Here is a 17,210-nt window from a genome sequence, read left to right as displayed (position 1 = left end):
TCCACCCTCCACCCCCAGGGGGGGGCCGGCCGCGCCCCGCCCGTTGGCGGCGCCCCCGACGCCGTTTCGCGTTCGGGCATGACGGTGATCACTTTTACACTCCTGGGTTTCCGTTTTCGGTGCACCGGTGTAGGCTCAAATTACACCAAGCGGTTTCCTAAGGAAACCACTAAGTCTCTTGAAGGAGTGCATCATGCCGACCCTCCCCGTCGCCGCCGCCCAAGTCGCCTACCACGTCGTCGAATCCACCACCGGCGCCGAGCGCCGCCTCGTCCTCGTCCACGGCACCGGCTCCGGCGGCGCCCGATTCGTCTGGGGCGAACTCCTCGACCACTTCGCCGCCACCCACACCCTGGTCCTCCCCGAACTCTCCGGAACCCTGGCGACCACCGACGACGGCGCACCGCTCACCGTCGAGACCCTCGCCAGCCAGGTCATCGCCGTGATCGAAGCCGAACGCGCCGAAGGCGAAACGGTCGACCTCATCGGGTTCTCCCTGGGCGGCGCCATCGTCGCCGCAGTGGCCGCCCTGCGCCCCGACCTCATCGGACGCCTCGTCAGCATGGCCTCGTTCGCACGCCCCGACCACCTCGGATTCCAGCAATCCGTCCGCCTGTGGCAGTCCCTGGCCGACGACCCCGAGCGGTTCGGCCGGTTCGCGACCGTCCTCGCGTTCAGCCCGGCCTTCCTCGGCGGCGTCGACGCCCCCACCCTCGCGGCCATCAACGCCGGGATGACCCCCGACGAGGGCACCCTGCGCCACATCGACCTCGACCTGCGGCTCGACATCCGCGACCTGCTGCCCCGCATCACCGCCCCGACCCTCGTGGTCGGGAATGCCAAGGACGCGCTGGTCCCGGTCGAACTCACCCGCGAACTCGCCCAAGGCATCCCCGGCAGCGCCTACGTCGAGCTCGACAGCGGCCACGTCACGTTCGCCGAGCAGCCCGAACGCGCGCTCAAGGAGGTCACGGCGTTCCTCACGTGACGCGCCGGCGCCGCCGGTCAATAGACTGTGGTCCGAGCGGAGCGAAGGGGACCAGATGACCGCGGACACCGGCCGGACCGGTCGACCCGACAAGCGGCGCGCCATCGTGCGCGCCGCCAACTTCGTGTTCGGCAGGGACGGCTACACCCGTGCCACGGTCGACGCCATCGCCCGCGAGGCCGGGGTCTCGAAGAAGACCATCTACAACCACTTCGCCGACAAGGAAGCCCTGTTCCTGACCGGGGCGCTCGAAGCGTCCCGGGAGCTCTCCGAGGAGATCACGGCGCTGGCCGACCGGCACCTGCACAAGATCGTGGACCTGGAGGCCGAGCTCATCGACTTCGGCGTCGACCGGACCCGGGCCGTGCTCACCAGGGACGACCACGCCGCGATCGCCAGGACGATCCGCGCCGAGGTCACCCACCTGCCGGAGGAGATCCTCGACGCCTGGATGGAGACGGGGCCGCTGCATTCGCGGCGGGTGGTCGCCGAGCATTTCCGGGCGCTGCGGGCGAAGGGCCTGCTGGAATTCGACGACGCCGAGAAGGCCTCCGCGCACTACACGCTGCTGACCTTCACGCCGGTCGCCGAACGGACCTTCTTCGGGGCGCTGCCGTTCGACGAGCGGGAACTGGTCGAGACGACCACGGAGGGCGTGCGGATGTTCTTGCGGCTGTATGGGTCTACTGACCCCAGCGAGGGCTGAACGTGCCCCCGAGCTCGACCGGTTCGGCGGGGATGTCGCCGTCGCGCAGGCGCTTGACGAGTGCCACGGTCCGGTCGGGCAGGATCGTCCCGTCGGCCGCGCCGCACTGGTCGATCGGCAGCCACGCGAAGCCGAACTGCTGCTCGTAGGCGTCGCCGCCGGTGATCTCCGGATCGAATCGCTCGACGCGGTGGAAGAAGTACCAGTTCTTCTGGACGAGCAGGCGGCCCTTCGGGAACGCGGTGAACACGCCGAACGCGACCGGGCCGATGAGCGCTTCGGGGTCGATCGCGCAGCCGGTCTCCTCGCCGGCCTCCCGGACGGCGGCCGCGCGGAGGTCCTCGCCGTCCTCGACGCCGCCGCCGGGGGTGATCCAGCGGGTGATGCCGTCGAGGCACTGGTCGCCGCCCATGTGGAGGACGGTGTCGTGCTGGTCGAGGAGGATCACGCGGGCGGCGGTGCGGAAGACCGCGCCGGTCTCGGATTCGATGCTCAACGGGGGCTCCTCACGCCGCGTCCAGCTGGCGGCCGATGCTCTCGAGCAGGACGGGTGCGGCGGGGACGTCGCCGCTGATCAGCTGTTTGACGAGGTGGAGGAGCGGCTCGACCTGTTCGAAGCCGTCGGTGGAGAGGAAGTCGTCGACGGGGATCCAGTTGAACTCGAGGTCCTGCTCATAGGCGTCGCCGCCGGTGACCTTCGGCTCGAACCGCTCGACGCGGACGAGGAAGAAGTGGTTCTCCTGCGTGAACGTGCTGTCGGGGCGGACCTTGCGGTAGTACTGGCGGGCGACCGGGCCGATGAGGTCCGCGGGGGCGACGCGCAGGCCGGTCTCCTCGTAGAGTTCCCGGGCGGCCGCGTCGCGCATGGACTCGCCCGGGTCGATGCCGCCGCCGGGGAGGATCCAGCGGGCGGGGCGCTCGGGGGTCGCGTAACCGCCGATGAAGAGGACGCAGTCCTGCTCGTCCACGATGATGCCCCGCGCGCCTCGCCGGTCGATTCGGGTGGGTTCGTTCGTCGCGCTCACCGGTCAAGTATGGGGGCACGCTCCGTAGCCGTCCACCCTCTATCGGGGTCCCATGTCCAAGCGCCCCATGGAATCGGAACGGGCGCAACGGGAATCGCGCCCGCCATCAGCCCCTTGAGCAGGCCCGCGATCCGCGCGGGGAAGACCAGCGCGTCCGCCTCGGCCACCTGGTCGAGGGTGAGCCAGCGCGCCTCGGTGAACTCGGCCCGCTCGACGTCCTCGAGCCGGTCGCGGACCGGCGCGAAATGCGGCACGCGCAGGAAGAAGAACGCGTCGCGGGAGTGGATCACCAGGTCGGGACTGTCCGACCAGTCCCCTTCGGTCTCGGCCACGACCGGCCCGAGCGCGCCCGGGTCGATCCGCAGGCCGGTCTCCTCGAACACCTCCCGGGCCGCGGCCTCTTCGAGCGTCTCGCCCTCGTCGAGCCCGCCGCCGGGCGTCACGTAGTACTCGACGCCCGGGCCCATGTAGTCGCGGCTGTAGAACAGCAGCACCCGGTCGTCCTCGTCGACGAGCAGCACCCGCGCGCACCGCCGCCGGATCACGTTCGCCTCTGGGGTGGTCATGCTCCGAGTATCCGGCCGCCGCGCCTATGCGGGCAACGGGAAGCGTTTGGTGTCACCGCGCCAACCGACCCATGGAAGCTCCACCGGTTCGACCGGGAGGTCACCGCCGACGAGGCGCTTGGCCAGGTCGGCGACGGGCACCGGGAAGATCCCGTCGTCGACGGCCTCGACCTCGTCGAGCGAGAGCCACGCGGACCCGGTGAGCTCGCCGATCTCGCTGGCCTCGAGGTGCGCGAAGTCGACGCTGAACCGTTCTGCGCGCAGCAGGAAGAACACGTGGTCGTCGGAACCCATCCACCAGGTCCCGGCGGTGTGCCCGACCGGCGCGCCCAGATCGGCGGGGTCGACGCGCAGGCCGGTCTCCTCGAACAGCTCCCGGGCGGCCGCCTCGGCGGCGCTCTCACCGGGATCGATCGTGCCGCCGATCGTCACGAAGAACTCGGACTCCGGGGTCACGAACCCCGAACTGTGCAGCAGCAGCACCTGGTCCCGCTCGTCGACGACGAGCACCCGCGCGCAGCGGCGCGGTTCCGCTTCAGCAGCATCAGTCATCGGCCAAGTATGCTGCCCGCCAATCGCTTCGGCAATCGACGGGCAGCAAGGCCTCAGGCGACGGCGAGGGCAAGCTCTTCCTGGTCAGTAGCAGACAGTTGCCGCTGCAGCCGTTTGGCCTTGAGCGTGGCATCGGCCACCTCGCAGATCTGCGCGATCTCCACGTCCGCGGGAGACAGCGCGGCCAATCCGTTCGCCACCAGCCACATGGAAACCTCGGCCCACGAGTACAGGCTCACCCGGGGACGCGGCACGCGCGGCTTGGGAAAATCGGCCGGGCCGCGCCGACCGGTGACCCAGTGGTCGACTGCCCCGACAGTACGGCCGGTGCGCTCGGCGATCTCCTTCAGAGAGACGTAGTCCTCGGTGACGCCGAGAGGATCGACTCCTGCCTTGCGCCCCTCCCGGATCGCCGACACAACCGCCTGCAATGCCGACGGGGCGTCCCGATCGAATGTCGCCCATCCTTCGCCGCCGGTCACCGGATCGAAGGCGATCACGGCATCGTCCCAACCCGCCTCGTAAAGCGCGTCAATGACTTCTTCACCAGGCGGGCCGGAGAAATGCAGCTCGAATGCGTATACGGTCACGGTCGTAGGCTCCCTTCTAGGATTCAGCCAAGCCATGCGGGCATTTGTCGGCGATCAACCGCAATCGCCTCGCGTGAAGTTCGGGCGACCTCGGCGTGGAATAGATCGATCTCGGCGGTCGGCATCCATCGCCGCCGCCGGGGCAGAAAGCGCGCCCCCACGCGTGCCCGTCGGAGGTCTCGATCTTCCAGCCCTTCGCCTCCATGTACTCGAGTGCCGCGCGGATGTGCTTGTTGGGATGTCTCGGCATGTATCTATAACACTACAGCTCAGGGCTGTTCTGGCGCAACAACACGCCGCGGGTTGCGGGAAGATCAGCCTTACGTGAGATCAACCCACGGCAGTTCGATCGGAGTCTCGGGGCGCTCGCCTGCAAGCAGCCGCTTAAGCAGGCCCGCGAGGCCGATCGGGAAGACGATCGCGTCCGTCGACTCCAGGTCGGCGAGCGACAGCCACTCGCATCGCAGGATCTCGTCCTGCTCGCCATCCTCGAGCCCACCGGGATCGGGCTCGAAGCGGTCGACGCGCAGGAGGAAGTAGTGCTCTTCCGCCCGGTACCGGGTACCGCTGTTCGAGCGCCACGCGCCCTCGCGTCGGCACACCACCGCGCCCAGAGCTCCCGGTTCCACCCGCAGACCGGTCTCCTCGAAGACCTCCCGGGCCGCCGCTTCAGCGAGGGACTCGCCTTCCTCGACCCCGCCCCCCACCGTGAAGTAGGAGTCCTCGCCGCGCGCCACTGATCCGTGGTTGAAGCACAGCAGCACCCGTTCGTCCTCGTCCACGAGCAGTACACGTGCCGAACGCCGGACCGGATCCGCTGGAATCGCCATACGCGCCAGACTAAACCGGGCGGCAAGCCGCTTCCGCCGGAGCGAGACTGCGCACGGAAGGCCCGCGGCGGGGTGTCGCCGCGGGCCCGGTTTCCTGGTTTCAAGCTCAAGCGGTCGCCGGCGCCGCCGTCGTCTCGGCGGGCTTGCGGTCCTCGAGCAGCTGCTTCGCCAGCCGCCCCGAGGCCTCCGCCAGACCCATGATCATAAGCGCGTTGATCGCGTGGAAGCCGAAGATGATCTGACCCGGCGTCGTCCCAGCCACGCTCACCAGCGCGATCAGCGACTGCAGCACCACCAGGCCGAGCACGCCCGCCGCCAGGCCGACCAGCTTCCCGCCCGACCGCGCCAGCGCCGCGAACAGGATGCCCAGCAGCGCGACCACCGCGATCACCCGGCCGTTCATGATGTGCAGCGAGAACGACTCGTCCGGCGAACCGGTCCCGATCGCCCCGTACCCGGCCAGGAAGAACTGGATCCCGATCAGCACGTGCAGGATCATCACCCACACCCGGTAGAACCTAAGCATCCGCGCTCTCCAAAGTCGTTCCTTCCAAGGCAGTGCCGTCCAAGACCGCACGCCGCTTCTCGATCTCGTCCTGCAGCGCCTCGACGCCCTGCATCGTGCCGTAGGCGAGCAGATGGACCACGCAGTGATCCGAGTGCTTCGCTCCCCGCCAAGCCTCCACATCGGCCTCGTTCACGGCGCCCGGGGCGATCGCCGCCGCCACCGCGAGCCGCGCCCCCAGCGCCGGCCCGGCCTCCAGGCCGGCCCCGTCCACCAGCTCCGGCAGACCCGGACCGGCCGCGCCCTCCCGGACGCCCACGGTCCGCGCCACCGCCTCGGCCGCGTCCCCGCCGAGCAGCCCCGGACCCGACGACGCGTACGCCCGCAGATGCCCGTACGCGACCCCCGCCGGCGACCCCGCCGCCCACTCCGGCTCACGCACCCGCAGCCCCCGGGCCCAGCCCGGACGCTCCTCGAGCAGCGCCAGGCTCGTCCCCGGCTCCAGATCCGCCGCGACCGCCGCCCGCAGGGTCCGCGACGCCACCGAACGGCCCAGCCGCGTAGCCGTCACCGGATGCGGCGACTCGTTGTGCGCCAGCACCTGCACCAGCCGCGTGATGAACTCGAACACCAGCGCCGTGCCGATGAACCGCGGTGCCGCCCCAGCCGCGAACGGCCCCTCCGGGCCCGGGTCCAGCGCCCACTCGGCCAGCGGCGCCCACTCCTTCGGCGGGTTCGACGCGCGCAGGCCCTCCGCCAGCGCCGACTCGCCCAGGGCGTGCAGCAGCACCGTGTGCGCGTCCGTGCAGAACCTGCAGCCGTTGCGCACCGCGATCGCGGTCGCCACGACCTCTTTCGCCAGCCGCTCCTCCGGGCCGCCCACCATCAGCGACTCCCGCAGCAGCGACCACATGGACGCCAGCAGCTCCGGCGCGGGCGAAAGCATCTGGAACGGCGCGCCGACCGCCCCGACCTCCCGTTTCGCCTGCGAGTACACCTCGGCCACCAGGCCGTCGGCCTGTCTGGCCTCGACCGGTGTCACATGTCTGATCTGGGGCATGGGGTCCTCCTCGATTCGCTTCGCGCCGAACGCATTCGCACCGGCGCGACATGCCTCCAGACTCCCCGCCGCGGGCCCGATGCGCGTCCGCCCCGCGCTGGCTTCCAGCCGCGCGACGAACGCCGCATTCGGGGCCCCGGCGTACACCCTGCGCCGTACGCGGCCGCTGCACCGCGGGCCGATGCCGAGGTGACGGCCCCGATTTAGGATGGGAACCATGTCGTTTCCCCCCACTGGCCGCCTCTCAGGGCTGCGGCTCGACCTGGTAGTCGCCGCGGTCCTGCTGTCCGACACGCTCGTCTCGGGCGCGGCCGTCGCGGTCGGGGACGGACTGGCCTGGTACGGCTGGCCGCTGCTCGTCGTGGGCCCCTTGGCGTTCCCGCTGTGGCGCCGCTACCCGCGCGCGGTCATGCTCGTCTCCGTCGGCGCCCTGGCCGCCGTCGGGCACTTGCAGGTGGGCCCGCTCGCGGCGGTCCCGGCGCTGGTCGCGATCGCGGTCTCGATGTACCGGGGGCACCGCAAGCTCACCGTCTCCCTGGTCCTGTTCGTCTCGGCCGCCACGATGCTCGGGAACTGGAGCTCGGCCGGGTTCCACTTCACCGGCGAGGTCATGGAGCAGTCCATGCTCGTCATCGGCTGGCTCCACGTCGCCCTCATCTCCGGTGAGTCGCGGCGCCAGCGCGACGCCTACATGGCCGAGGCCGAGCACACCCGCGAGGAGGCGGTCAAGCGCAAGGCCGCCGACGAGCGCGTCCGGATCGCCCGCGAGCTGCACGATTCGCTCACCCACTCGATCTCGGTGATCCGCGTCCAGGCCGGCGTGGCCCTCCATCTGGCGCGCAAACGCGGCGAGGAGCCGCCGCCCGCGCTCGTCGCGGTCGAGGAGGCCGCGAAGGACGCCACCCGGGAGCTGCGCGAGACCCTCACCATGCTCCGCGACGACGAGGGCCACCGCCTCTCCCGCGTCGAGCCCCTCGCCGACCGCTACCGGGGCCTCGGCTTCGCGATCGAGCTCGAATGCGAGATCGACGAGGCGGCCGCGATCGACGAGGAGGTCGACCACGCCGCCTACCGGATCGTGCAGGAGGCCCTGACGAACGCGGTCCGCCACTCCTCCGGCGACCGGGTCCGGGTGCGCGTGCACCACGGCGAGGACGCCCTCGTCGTCGAAGTCGCCGACAACGGCCGCACCCGCGACTTCACGCCCGGGCGAGGGATCACCGGGATGCGCGAACGGGTGGACGCGCTCGGCGGCACCCTCGACGTCGGGCCCGGCGAGTACGGTTTCACCGTCGCCGCCCGCCTCCCGATGCCCGACCTTCCCGCGCCGGCACCGTCCGCCGCGGTCCCCGCCCAAGCCGCCGAGACCGGGAGCACGCGATGATCCGGGTCCTCCTCGCCGACGACCAGCCGCTCATGCGCGGCGGCTTCCGCGCCCTCATCGACGCCGAGGACGACATGACCGTCGTCGCCGAAGCCGCCGACGGCCCCACCGCCGTGCGCCTCGCGGGTGAGTACCGGCCCGACGTGGCCCTGCTCGACGTCGAGATGCCCGGCGGCGACGGCATCAGCGCCGTCCGCGCGATCGCCGCCGACGAGCACCTCGCCGACCTGCGTGTCGTCATGCTCACCAACTACTCCTTCGACGCCTACGTGTTCGACGCCCTCCGCGCCGGAGCCGCCGGGTACCTCGTCAAGGACACCGAACCCGAAGAGCTCCTGCGCTGCGTGCGCGCCGCCGCGGCCGGAGAGACCCTCCTCTCGCCCCAGATCGCCGCGAAGCTCGTCGCCGAGTACGTCGCCCACCCGCCCTCGCGCCTCTCCGGGCAGATCGAAGGGCTCACCTCGCGCGAGACCGAGATCGTGGCGCTGGTCGCGCGCGGCCTGACGAACGGCGAGATCGCCGAGCGCCTCTTCATCAGCCCCGCCACCGCGAAGACCCACGTCCACCGCGCCATGATGAAGCTCGCCGTGCGCGACCGCGCGGGCCTCGTCGTCTTCGCCTACGAGTCGGGCCTGGTGCAGCCCAAGAACGGCGCCTAACCGGCGCTCGGCTCCCCCGCCTCGCCGGCGGCGGTCCCCGCCGTCTCCTCCTCCGGCTCGGCGGTCGCATTGAATTCGGCGCCGAACAGCAAGGCCGCGTTCGTGATCCACAACCAGATCAGGAACACGATCGCCCCGCCCAAGGTCCCGTACGTCTTGTCGTAGTTCCCGAAGTTCGCCGTATACAGGCCGAATCCCGCCGAAGCCGCGATCCACAGCACCACCGCGAGCGCCGCACCCGGCGCGCGGCGGCCGAACCGCGAGCGCTTCGCCGGGGCGAGCCAGTACAGCAGCGCCACGATCACCATCACCAGCACGATCACGATCGGCCATTTCACCCAGCCCCACACGGTGACCGTGGTGCCGCTGGCGCCGATCGCGTCGCCGAGCGCGCGGGCCACCGACCCGCCCGTGGCCGCGACGATCGCGCACACCGCGGTCAGCGCGCCCACCACGAGGGTGAGCACGATCCGCACGATGAGGACGGTCCACCATTTGCGGGTCTCGCCGGTCCCGTTGACCGCGTTGAGGGCCCGCGAGAACGCCGCCACATAGTTCGAAGCGGCCCACAGGGCCGCGACCAGGCCGACCAGGGCCAGCAGGCCCGCCGCCGCCGGGTTCATCTGGAGCCGCGCGACGGCGTCCTCGACGATGTCGAATCCCTCGCCGGGCGCGAGGGAGGCGACGCCGTCGAGGAGGACGTCGGTCGCGTTCTCGTCGAGCATGCCGATGAGGGAGGCGCCCACGAGGATCGCGGGGAACAGCGACAACACCGAGTAGTACGTGAGGGCCGCCGCGGTGTCCCCGCGGCTCGCTCCGCCGTACCGTTTGGCGGCCTTGACCAATGACCTGGCGCCCATGCCCCCCACCGTGCCAGGCCGCGCGCGGGAAGGGGCCGGTTCGCGCGAACTCGGCACGCCTAGAGCCGGTCGGACCGCTCCGCGGGGCGGGCCCGCGTGGCCAGAGCCCAGATGACGAACACGTCCACCGCGATCGCCAGACCCGCCCACAGTGGATACTGCGGGGCGAGGAGGACCTGGTTCACCGCCGAGACCGACGCGACCGCGAGCGCGGGCACGGGGTGCGCGCCCCACCGCGTCAGGCGCCGCCACGCGCCGAGCTGGCCGAGCCCGATCACGAACGCCGCCAATCCGATCACGAGGTTCACCCAGCCCCAGCCGGTGCTGTCGCCGCGGTACCAGTAGCCGCCGCCGGTGAAGACGGACACGCCGCCGACCGCGACCGCGTACCCGATGAAGAGCTGCCAGGCGCCCATGACCAGCAGCAGGACCCCCGCGAGCGCGGAGCCTCCCGCGCTGGGTCGAGGAAGCCAGTCCTCTCGAGTCATGTGGGGTCTCCCGGGGCGCCGATCGGCGCGCACGGCGCCGCTTGCGCACACAGCTTAGGCGACGCGGCGGCCCGGTCGCGGTTTCCACGCTCGCCACTCGCCGCACAGCGGCCCCGGTGCGAACGTGCGCGCACGCTAATCGCCCGCCGGGCCTTCCAGGCGACGCAGCCAGTTCCCCAGCAGTGCGCTGCCGTCCTCGGTGAGGATCGATTCGGGGTGGAACTGCACGCCTTCGACATCGAGGAGGCGATGGCGCAGCCCCATGACCGTCCCGTCGTCGCTGTGGGCGGTCACCGTGAGCGGTTCGCGCACGCTCGAGGGCTCGACCGCGAGCGAGTGGTAGCGGGTGGCGGTGAACGGGTTCGCGAGCCCGGCGAAGACGCCTTCGCCGTCGTGCCGGATCGGCGAGGTCTCGCCGTGCCGCAGCTCGGCGGCGCGCGTCACCTCCGCGCCCCAGTGCTCGGCGATCACCTGGTGGCCCAAGCACACTCCCAGCACCGGCACCTTGCCCGCGAAGCGGTCGAGCAGATCGTGGCCGAGCCGGGCCTCGTCGGGCCGCCCCGGGCCGGGCGAGAGGAGCACGCCGGCGGGGTGCAGCTTCACGGCCTCGTCGACATCGGTCCGGTCGGAGCGGCGCACCTCCACCCGGGCGCCCAGCGCACGCAGGTACGAGACGATGGTGTGGACGAACGAGTCGCGAAAATCGACGACCAGCACACTACCCATCGGTGTCTTCCATCAGCGCCCCCACCAGTGCGATCGAACGTTGCTCCACTACCCCGAAGGGGATTCCGCGGTCTGCCAGTCCTCGGGGTCGAAACCGGTCCCGGGGCAGTCCACCCCGGGCGTGCAGGTCTCGCCGTCGGCCGGGGAGCCGCCCTCGTCGCTCTCGACGTTGACGCCGCCGGCCGGGTCGACGTTGCTCCACGGCATCATCGGGCGAACCGCCGGGAACACCACGAACCACAGCAGCGCGACCATGCCGACCGTCAAGGCGACCGAGCCGATCAGTTTACCCGGCAGCCCTCCGGGGAGCTTCCGCCAGATCCACGAGTACACGTCAGGCCTCCGGGTCGATCGCCGCGTCGGGCAGGTCGCCCTCGGGGTCGCGCTTGATCTCGTCCACCAGCTGGCTGTAGACGACATAGCGCTCGTAGTTGTCCCACCTGGGGTGGCAGGTGAAGAGCGTCAGCCAGAAGTCCTCGTCGCCGGGCTCGACCCCGGGCTCGCGCGGTACCGGCGCGGTGATGTCGATCTGGGTCTCGTTGACGACCTCGTGCTCCTGCACCTCGTAGATGTAGTACGTCTCCTTCGTCTCGATCACGACCTTGTCCCCGGGTTCGAGGGAGCGGATCTCGGAGAAGATCGCGGGCACATTGTGGCCGGCGAGGGTGAAGTTGCCCTGCTCGCCCGGGTAGGCGCCGTCGAGGTAGCGGCCCGGCGCGTACTCGATGTCGGCCGGTTCGGTGCCTTCGACGAGCGTCCAGGACTCGGCCCGGATGTCGGGGGCCCACATGCGCGCGAACGCGTCGCCGAGCTCGGGCACGGGCGCGCCGTCGACGCCTTCGTCAGTGACCTCGCCGTCCCAGATGTTCTCCAGGTCGCCCGCAAGCACCTCCTGCTCGTTGTTGATCTCCTGCGAGACGCCGAAGACCTCGTAACCGGCGTAGAGGAGGACGACCGCGCCGAGGGTGATGAGCAGTTCGCCGAGGCCGCGCACGGTGGTGCGCAGGCCGCCGTCGCTGCGGTGGCGCTTGACCGAGCGCTTCTTGCGGGCTTCGCTGTCGGCGCCGGGCGGCGCGGGCGTCTCGTCGGCGGGGATCACCGGGAGGATCGCGGTCCCGTCGGGTTCGGGCACGAGAGGCGCGTGCCGGGTCCTCTTCGCGAGGCCGGGCGGACGGAGCGCGGTGGTGCGGTCGGGGTCCGCCGCGGCCGGGGCGGGGCCCGGGGAGGGCACGCTGGCGCGGCCGGGGGGCGTCGCGGCACCCGCCGCCGGACCCGGCGAGGGCCGCCGGGTCGGCGGAGGCTCGTTCGCGAAGGGGGACCAGTCCTGATCGCTCACCTGGAACTTCGCCTCCATAGTGCCGGTGTTCTCTTCGTAGGGGGATCTCGTAACCATAACGCGCGAGGCAATCCTAGGGTTGTACCGCGAACCCGAATATCAACCGAACGGGCAGGTATGGGCGGCGCCTGAGTGATCGCGGCCCGGGCCGGGCGCCTCGTGCGCGGGTAGCGGTGCGGTCCAGGCCCTTTGGCAGCTCACCTCGCCGGGTGTGAGCTACGCGATGCCGCGCGGACGGCCCGTCACCGGCGGGCGGTACCCTGGACGCCGGACATGTCCCTCAGTTGGAGAGTCGTCGATGCCGAAGTCACGTGTGCGCAAGAAGAAGGTCTACTCGAGCTCCGGAACGAGTACGGGTTCGACCTCGGGCGAGAGCTACGAGCCGAGCCCGATGTGGGTGCCGGTCACCGCCGTCGCCCTCATCGTGATCGGCATCGGGTGGCTGACCCTGTTCTACCTCTCGGGCATGGAGTTCCCGGTCGGTGCCTGGGGCTACTGGAACCTCGCGGTCGGCTTCTCCTGCATGGTGGCCGCCCTGCTCGTCCTCTCGAAGTGGCGTTGACCCGAACCCCTTGACGGCGAGATCCCCTCGCCTTGGGCCTGAACGGAACCGGCGAGTCCCTTCGCCTCCCGTCCGAACCGGGCAGGCGAGGCTCCCTCGCCGCTGGTTCGAACTGAACGTCGCCGAACCGTGTCGGACCCCCGGCGTATTTCGTGCTGTGCGAATGTCCGGCTCATAGGCCACGTCGAGGCCGAGCCCCCCCAAAGGCGGATTCATCGGGATAGCTCCTGATGCAACCTGATTCGGCCCCTAGAAAGCGCTCGGCTGACGCGAGGCAGCCTCACCGCAGACGGCCTCACAAGAGCTCGAACACGGTCGCGTTCGCCATGCCGCCGCCCTCGCACATCACCTGGAGCCCGCGCCGGGACCCGGTGTCGCGCATGTAGTGCAGCATCGTCGCGGCCAGCCGCGCGCCCGAAGCCCCCAGCGGATGCCCGAGCGCGATCGCGCCGCCGCGCGGGTTGAGCCGCTCCTCGTCCGCGCCGGTCTCCGCCAGCCACGCGAGCGGGATCGCGGCGAACGCCTCGTTCACCTCGAACACGTCGATCTCGTCCAGGTCGAGGCCCGCCCGCGCCAGGATCTTCGCCGTCGCCGGAATCGGCCCGTCCAGCATCAGCACCGGATCCGAGCCCACCGCGCACGCCGCCGCGATCCGCGCCAGCGGCCGCACCCCCAGCCGCCGAGCATGCTCGTCCGTGGTGATCACCAGCGCCGCCGCGCCGTCCGAGATCTGCGAAGCCGAGCCTGCCGTCACCAAGCCGTCCGGCGTGAACGCCGGCTTCAGCCCGGCGAGCCTCGCCATGCTCGTGTCCCGCCGGATGCCCTCGTCCGCCGACACGCCCGCTACCGGTGCGATCTCCTCGGCGAACCCGCCGCCGTCGCTCGCGGCGGCGGCCTTCTCGTGGCTGGCGAGCGCGAACGCGTCCATAGCCTCGCGCCCGATCCCGTACCGCTCGGCCACCAGCTCGGCGGCGAGGCCCTGGTTGAACAGCACCGGCACCGTCGCATCCACTTGCGCCGCGTAGCGTTCGCGCACCACCGGCCCGTACGGTTCGCCCGCGCCGGAACCGACGCTCGACCCCATCGGGACGCGGCTCATCGACTCGACCCCGCCCGCCACGACCACGTCCGCGTGCCCGGCCAGGACCGCGGCGGCCGCGAACGAGACCGCCTGCTGGCTCGAACCGCACTGGCGGTCCACCGTGACGCCGGGGATCCGGTCGGGCCAGCCCGCCGCGAGGACGGCGTTGCGGGCGACGTTCCAGGACTGCTCGCCCACCTGTGAGACGCAGCCGAGGATCACGTCGTCGACCGCGTCCGGCCCGAGGCCGGAGCGCAGCAGCGCCGCGTTCATCGCGTGCGCGGCGAGGTCCACGGCGTGCACGCCCGAGAGCACTCCGCCGCGCCGTCCCAGCGGCGTGCGGGCGGCGGCGAGGATGACGGCCTCAGACATTGCGGTACACCGGCGCGATGACCGCACGCGCGATCGCGTTGAACGTGAGGTGGAAGGCCCCCACCGCCATCGAGGAAGTCGGGTCGACCTCGACCGGCGCCTTGAGGGCGTGCACGGCGAACAGGTAGCGGTGCTCGGCGTCGCCGGGCGGCGGCGCGGCGCCCGCGTATCCCACGGTCCCCGAGTCGTTGCGCAGCTGCACCGTCCCCGCGGGCGGGGAGGCCGCCGCGCCCGTGGGCAGCTCGGTCACTGACTCGTCGAGGCCCAGGAGCATCCAGTGCCACCAGCCCGAGCCGGTGGGCGCGTCCGGGTCGAAGCAGGTGACGGCGAACGCGGCCGTCTCGGCCGGGAAGCCCGACCAGGCCAGATGCGGGGAGACGTCGTTCCCGGCGACCTGCGCGGGGTCGAGGGTGGCGCCGTCGGCGACGTCGTCCGACACCACGGTGAACGACGGCAGCGGCGGCAGGTGGTCGTAGGGCCAGGGGGCCCGGGTGCGGTCGAGCGACGTCATCGTTCTCCTCAACTTCTCGGCCCGGCCCGCGGCGCCGGCCCTCCCCGCCCGCATGGGGCGGCGGAGCCGCTTTCGCTTGCGGGGCCGCATGTTCAACGGAACCGTCAAGTACCTCGCGGGGCGCCTGGGCCCCACCTCTGCACCGTATCGCGGCCCGGCCGCCCGCACGAGCGGGCCGCGCGGTGAACCGGTGGGGACGGCCCTCCGATGCCCCGGGAGTCGACCCGCGGGGAGGACCGGAACGGGCGTCGTCCGGCCGTCCGGGACGAGCCGTCCGCATCGTGGACACCGCCGGCGACGGCCGCGGCCCGCACTGCCGCCGCGTGCACCGGTGTGCCCGAACCTGACCCGCGATGCCGTCCGGTGAGGTGTGCCCGAGGCCGCCCATATGCCGCTCGACGTCCGCCCTGCGGGCCGCATACGCTGGTGTCATGCCGAACACCGACGTCATCTCTTTCTCCCGGGGCGCCCCGTCGCTCGACATCGTCGACACCGAAGGCCTCAAGGCCGCCGCCGTGGCGGCACTCGAAGCCGATCCGGCCGGGGTCACCGGCTACGGCACGTCCGTGGGCTACGGCCCGCTGCGCGAGTGGATCGCCGCCAAGCACGGCGTCACCCCCGCGAACGTGCTGGTCACCAACGGTTCCATGCAGGCCGACGCGTTCCTGTTCGACGAGCTCGTCAAGCCCGACTCGCCGGTGATCGTCGAACGCCCCACCTACGACCGCACTCTCCTCGGCCTGCGCAACCGCCGCGGCGAGCTGCACCCGGTGCGCCTCCAGGCCGACGGCCTCGACGTCGACGAGCTCGAGGGCATCCTCAAGGGCGGCGTGCGGCCGACCCTCGCGCACATCATCCCGAACTTCCAGAACCCGGCGGGCGTGACGCTCTCAGGTGAGAAGCGCACGCGGCTGCTCCAGCTCGCGAACGAGTACGAGTTCACGATCTTCGAGGACGACCCGTACTACGACATCCGCTTCCGCGGCGAGCAGTACCCGACCATGCTCGAGCAGGACGAGACCGGCCGCGTCGTGTACGCGTGCTCGTTCTCCAAGACCGTCTGCCCGGGCCTGCGCACCGGCTACCTGGTCGGCCCGGCCGACATCATCGCGAAGATCGCCGCCGCCGCCACCAACACCTACATCGCGCCGAACATGTTCGCGCAGGCCACCATCTACCAGTTCGCGGCCTCCGGGGCGCTGGACCGCTCGATCGCGACGGTCAAAGCCGCCCTCGAGGAGCGCGTCGACCAGCTCTCCGCCTCCCTGCGGGCGCACCTGCCGACCGCGGAGTTCATCGTCCCCGACGGCGGCTACTTCCTGTGGGTCGACCTCGGCGAGGGCGTCGACTGCGCGAAGGTCGCGGCGGCCGCCGCCGACGAGGGCGTCCAGGTCGTCAAGGGCACCGACTTCGTGCTCGAGGGCGGCGAGACCTGCCTCCGCCTGGCGTACTCGGCGGTCAAGGCCGACCGGATCGACGAGGGCGTGCGCCGCCTCGCCAGGGCCGTCGAAGTCTCGAAGGGCCTCTAGGGGTCTCCTGAGTCGCACGTTCCGTGAGCGATCGCGGACGCAACGTCGACATTGGATGGCGGTTATGCGCCATGGCGTATAACCGCCACCGCGGCGCCCTTCCCAGAACGGATACGGGGAGCGAAGATCGGTGCGTGACCGCGGTTCGCCGCGGAGCGGCCGTTATCCCGCCCCCATTGACGCCGGACCGGTGCCTCGCCCACTCCCCCCGAGGCGAGGCACCGGTCCGGCGTTCTCTTCACACGATTTCGGGGACCCGCGTCGCCGCGAATCCCCGATGCCCATGCCGTCGCGGGTCCCGCCCCGCGCCGGCGTAGGGCTCCGGCCGGTGTCGTCGCCGGCCGGTCACTCCGATATTCAGTCATCCGCGGTTCGGCCGTTCGGTCTCGCCGCGGTTTCGCACGCCCTGAGTGGAGCGCGGCCGTCAGCGCGTGACGCTGTCGACCAGCTCCTCGGTGAGCTTCCGGTCCCGATTCTCGAGCTCGGTGTCGTCCAGGAGCTCGTCCGCGAGGAGCGCCTCCCCGATCGACTCGCTCCGCTGCCGGTACCACAGGTAGGCGGCGGCACCACTGAGCGCGAGACCCGCGCCGATCGCCCCCACGACCCATGGCCACTTCCGGGCCGGCGGCTTCCTGAGCCCGACCTTCGTCAGGACGACGTTGACCTTCGGAACGGTCGCGTCCTTCGTACCCCTGGCCGCAGCGAACCCCGCTTCCTTCAGCGAGGTCACACCCTGCGTGAAATGGTCCACGGCCTCCTTGGACGGAGTCGTGGCGTGTCGGCTGAAGCCCATCGTGAATGCCTCCTCTAAGTGCCTGTTGGTCTCATCGTGCACCGGCATGTGACACCCGTCGAGGGAAACGGGGGAGAAAGTTGGACG

22 protein-coding genes are annotated in these 17,210 nt (G+C 71.2%); 6 read left to right on the top strand and 16 right to left on the bottom strand.

What is annotated here, in order from left to right:
• The first annotated feature begins 193 nt into the window (after window positions 1–193).
• The gene (locus JHY01_RS04675; RefSeq protein ID WP_205324448.1) at window positions 194–988 is read left to right on the top strand and encodes an alpha/beta fold hydrolase; all 795 of its coding nucleotides are present in this window, start codon (window positions 194–196) and stop codon (window positions 986–988) included.
• A 55-nt stretch (window positions 989–1,043) separates the two neighbouring features.
• Window positions 1,044–1,694: a TetR/AcrR family transcriptional regulator gene (locus JHY01_RS04670; protein WP_205324447.1), complete on the top strand. Its 651-nt coding sequence runs from the start codon at window positions 1,044–1,046 to the stop codon at window positions 1,692–1,694.
• Here JHY01_RS04670 and JHY01_RS04665 read toward each other — a convergent pair.
• The 8 genes from JHY01_RS04665 to JHY01_RS04630 form a co-directional block, all read right to left on the bottom strand.
• Window positions 1,672–2,190, bottom strand: coding sequence for an NUDIX hydrolase (locus JHY01_RS04665; protein WP_205324446.1), 519 nt, complete (start codon window positions 2,188–2,190; stop codon window positions 1,672–1,674). The two genes, JHY01_RS04670 and JHY01_RS04665, sit on opposite strands and share 23 nt — an antisense overlap.
• 10 nt (window positions 2,191–2,200) lie before the next feature.
• Window positions 2,201–2,719, bottom strand: a complete 519-nt coding sequence (locus tag JHY01_RS04660; protein ID WP_205324445.1) for an NUDIX domain-containing protein — start codon at window positions 2,717–2,719, stop codon at window positions 2,201–2,203.
• A complete protein-coding gene (locus tag JHY01_RS04655) occupies window positions 2,716–3,285 on the bottom strand; it encodes an NUDIX hydrolase (protein WP_205324444.1) in 570 nt (189 codons plus the stop codon). The genes JHY01_RS04660 and JHY01_RS04655 overlap by 4 nt, the downstream gene beginning before the upstream one ends.
• Before the next feature lie 24 nt (window positions 3,286–3,309).
• Window positions 3,310–3,837 carry an NUDIX domain-containing protein gene (locus JHY01_RS04650; protein WP_205324443.1) on the bottom strand — a complete coding sequence of 176 codons (528 nt, stop codon included), beginning with the start codon at window positions 3,835–3,837 and terminating at the stop codon, window positions 3,310–3,312.
• 53 nt (window positions 3,838–3,890) lie between these two features.
• Entirely contained in the window at window positions 3,891–4,427 is a 537-nt protein-coding gene (locus JHY01_RS04645) for a hypothetical protein (RefSeq protein ID WP_205324442.1), read from the bottom strand.
• A 320-nt stretch (window positions 4,428–4,747) separates the two neighbouring features.
• Window positions 4,748–5,257, bottom strand: a complete 510-nt coding sequence (locus JHY01_RS04640; RefSeq protein WP_205324441.1) for an NUDIX hydrolase — start codon at window positions 5,255–5,257, stop codon at window positions 4,748–4,750.
• A 106-nt stretch (window positions 5,258–5,363) separates the two neighbouring features.
• Window positions 5,364–5,756 (bottom strand): DUF6220 domain-containing protein, encoded by a 393-nt coding sequence (locus tag JHY01_RS04635; protein WP_240192427.1) that lies wholly within the window; start codon window positions 5,754–5,756, stop codon window positions 5,364–5,366.
• A gap of 19 nt (window positions 5,757–5,775) precedes the next feature.
• Window positions 5,776–6,822: a carboxymuconolactone decarboxylase family protein gene (locus JHY01_RS04630; protein ID WP_205324439.1), complete on the bottom strand. Its 1,047-nt coding sequence runs from the start codon at window positions 6,820–6,822 to the stop codon at window positions 5,776–5,778.
• 217 nt (window positions 6,823–7,039) lie between these two features.
• Here JHY01_RS04630 and JHY01_RS04625 point away from each other — a divergent pair, with 217 nt between their 5' ends.
• Both JHY01_RS04625 and JHY01_RS04620 read left to right on the top strand, forming a co-directional pair.
• Window positions 7,040–8,206, top strand: a complete 1,167-nt coding sequence (locus JHY01_RS04625) for a sensor histidine kinase (RefSeq protein ID WP_205324438.1) — start codon at window positions 7,040–7,042, stop codon at window positions 8,204–8,206.
• Entirely contained in the window at window positions 8,203–8,865 is a 663-nt protein-coding gene (locus JHY01_RS04620; RefSeq protein ID WP_205324437.1) for a response regulator transcription factor, read from the top strand. Before JHY01_RS04625 ends, JHY01_RS04620 begins: the two co-directional genes overlap by 4 nt.
• Here JHY01_RS04620 and JHY01_RS04615 read toward each other — a convergent pair.
• The 5 genes from JHY01_RS04615 to JHY01_RS04595 all read right to left on the bottom strand — a co-directional run bounded on the left by JHY01_RS04615 (window position 8,862) and on the right by JHY01_RS04595 (window position 12,332).
• On the bottom strand, window positions 8,862–9,725 hold the full coding sequence (locus tag JHY01_RS04615; protein ID WP_205324436.1) for a YihY/virulence factor BrkB family protein: 864 nt from the start codon (window positions 9,723–9,725) through the stop codon (window positions 8,862–8,864). The genes JHY01_RS04620 and JHY01_RS04615 overlap by 4 nt on opposite strands.
• Window positions 9,726–9,784: 59 nt before the next feature.
• The gene (locus JHY01_RS04610) at window positions 9,785–10,213 is read right to left on the bottom strand and encodes a hypothetical protein (protein WP_205324435.1); all 429 of its coding nucleotides are present in this window, start codon (window positions 10,211–10,213) and stop codon (window positions 9,785–9,787) included.
• A 135-nt stretch (window positions 10,214–10,348) separates the two neighbouring features.
• Window positions 10,349–10,939, bottom strand: coding sequence for an aminodeoxychorismate/anthranilate synthase component II (locus JHY01_RS04605; protein WP_205324434.1), 591 nt, complete (start codon window positions 10,937–10,939; stop codon window positions 10,349–10,351).
• 48 nt (window positions 10,940–10,987) lie between these two features.
• The gene (locus JHY01_RS04600) at window positions 10,988–11,272 is read right to left on the bottom strand and encodes a hypothetical protein (protein ID WP_205324433.1); all 285 of its coding nucleotides are present in this window, start codon (window positions 11,270–11,272) and stop codon (window positions 10,988–10,990) included.
• A 1-nt stretch (window position 11,273) separates the two neighbouring features.
• On the bottom strand, window positions 11,274–12,332 hold the full coding sequence (locus JHY01_RS04595; RefSeq protein WP_205324432.1) for a class E sortase: 1,059 nt from the start codon (window positions 12,330–12,332) through the stop codon (window positions 11,274–11,276).
• Between the two features lie 241 nt (window positions 12,333–12,573).
• Between JHY01_RS04595 and JHY01_RS04590 the strand changes: the two genes are divergently transcribed.
• Window positions 12,574–12,837, top strand: a complete 264-nt coding sequence (locus tag JHY01_RS04590) for a cell division protein CrgA (RefSeq protein ID WP_205324431.1) — start codon at window positions 12,574–12,576, stop codon at window positions 12,835–12,837.
• Between the two features lie 295 nt (window positions 12,838–13,132).
• Here the strand turns inward: JHY01_RS04590 and JHY01_RS04585 are convergent, their stop codons facing one another.
• Both JHY01_RS04585 and JHY01_RS04580 read right to left on the bottom strand, forming a co-directional pair.
• On the bottom strand, window positions 13,133–14,290 hold the full coding sequence (locus tag JHY01_RS04585; protein WP_205324430.1) for a thiolase family protein: 1,158 nt from the start codon (window positions 14,288–14,290) through the stop codon (window positions 13,133–13,135).
• On the bottom strand, window positions 14,283–14,801 hold the full coding sequence (locus JHY01_RS04580; RefSeq protein ID WP_205324429.1) for a YbhB/YbcL family Raf kinase inhibitor-like protein: 519 nt from the start codon (window positions 14,799–14,801) through the stop codon (window positions 14,283–14,285). Before JHY01_RS04580 ends, JHY01_RS04585 begins: the two co-directional genes overlap by 8 nt.
• Before the next feature lie 353 nt (window positions 14,802–15,154).
• Here JHY01_RS04580 and JHY01_RS04575 point away from each other — a divergent pair, with 353 nt between their 5' ends.
• Window positions 15,155–16,330 (top strand): PLP-dependent aminotransferase family protein, encoded by a 1,176-nt coding sequence (locus tag JHY01_RS04575; RefSeq protein WP_205324428.1) that lies wholly within the window; start codon window positions 15,155–15,157, stop codon window positions 16,328–16,330.
• A 424-nt stretch (window positions 16,331–16,754) separates the two neighbouring features.
• On the opposite strand, the gene JHY01_RS04570 is transcribed toward JHY01_RS04575, so the two are convergent.
• Entirely contained in the window at window positions 16,755–17,123 is a 369-nt protein-coding gene (locus JHY01_RS04570) for a hypothetical protein (protein ID WP_205324427.1), read from the bottom strand.
• Window positions 17,124–17,210: the final 87 nt, after the last annotated feature.

Origin of the sequence: Glycomyces sp. YM15 (assembly GCF_016918015.1) — a bacterium.
Taxonomy (GTDB): Bacteria; Actinomycetota; Actinomycetes; order Mycobacteriales; family Micromonosporaceae; genus Glycomyces.
This window is presented reverse-complemented; position numbering and strand designations above follow the sequence as displayed.

Excerpts from the sequence above, each read along its gene's own strand:
- JHY01_RS04575 (WP_205324428.1), top strand. The coding sequence starts at position 15,155 with ATGCCGTCCGGTGAGGTGTGCCCGAGGCCGCCCATATGCCGCTCGACG.
- JHY01_RS04650 (WP_205324443.1), bottom strand. The coding sequence starts at position 3,837 with ATGACTGATGCTGCTGAAGCGGAACCGCGCCGCTGCGCGCGGGTGCTC.
- JHY01_RS04620 (WP_205324437.1), top strand. The coding sequence starts at position 8,203 with ATGATCCGGGTCCTCCTCGCCGACGACCAGCCGCTCATGCGCGGCGGC.
- JHY01_RS04655 (WP_205324444.1), bottom strand. The coding sequence starts at position 3,285 with ATGACCACCCCAGAGGCGAACGTGATCCGGCGGCGGTGCGCGCGGGTG.
- JHY01_RS04635 (WP_240192427.1), bottom strand. The coding sequence starts at position 5,756 with ATGATCCTGCACGTGCTGATCGGGATCCAGTTCTTCCTGGCCGGGTAC.
- JHY01_RS04675 (WP_205324448.1), top strand. The coding sequence starts at position 194 with ATGCCGACCCTCCCCGTCGCCGCCGCCCAAGTCGCCTACCACGTCGTC.
- JHY01_RS04570 (WP_205324427.1), bottom strand. The coding sequence starts at position 17,123 with ATGGGCTTCAGCCGACACGCCACGACTCCGTCCAAGGAGGCCGTGGAC.
- JHY01_RS04580 (WP_205324429.1), bottom strand. The coding sequence starts at position 14,801 with ATGACGTCGCTCGACCGCACCCGGGCCCCCTGGCCCTACGACCACCTG.
- JHY01_RS04585 (WP_205324430.1), bottom strand. The coding sequence starts at position 14,290 with ATGTCTGAGGCCGTCATCCTCGCCGCCGCCCGCACGCCGCTGGGACGG.
- JHY01_RS04615 (WP_205324436.1), bottom strand. The coding sequence starts at position 9,725 with ATGGGCGCCAGGTCATTGGTCAAGGCCGCCAAACGGTACGGCGGAGCG.
- JHY01_RS04640 (WP_205324441.1), bottom strand. The coding sequence starts at position 5,257 with ATGGCGATTCCAGCGGATCCGGTCCGGCGTTCGGCACGTGTACTGCTC.
- JHY01_RS04630 (WP_205324439.1), bottom strand. The coding sequence starts at position 6,822 with ATGCCCCAGATCAGACATGTGACACCGGTCGAGGCCAGACAGGCCGAC.
- JHY01_RS04670 (WP_205324447.1), top strand. The coding sequence starts at position 1,044 with ATGACCGCGGACACCGGCCGGACCGGTCGACCCGACAAGCGGCGCGCC.
- JHY01_RS04625 (WP_205324438.1), top strand. The coding sequence starts at position 7,040 with ATGTCGTTTCCCCCCACTGGCCGCCTCTCAGGGCTGCGGCTCGACCTG.
- JHY01_RS04610 (WP_205324435.1), bottom strand. The coding sequence starts at position 10,213 with ATGACTCGAGAGGACTGGCTTCCTCGACCCAGCGCGGGAGGCTCCGCG.
- JHY01_RS04605 (WP_205324434.1), bottom strand. The coding sequence starts at position 10,939 with ATGGGTAGTGTGCTGGTCGTCGATTTTCGCGACTCGTTCGTCCACACC.
- JHY01_RS04595 (WP_205324432.1), bottom strand. The coding sequence starts at position 12,332 with ATGGTTACGAGATCCCCCTACGAAGAGAACACCGGCACTATGGAGGCG.
- JHY01_RS04590 (WP_205324431.1), top strand. The coding sequence starts at position 12,574 with ATGCCGAAGTCACGTGTGCGCAAGAAGAAGGTCTACTCGAGCTCCGGA.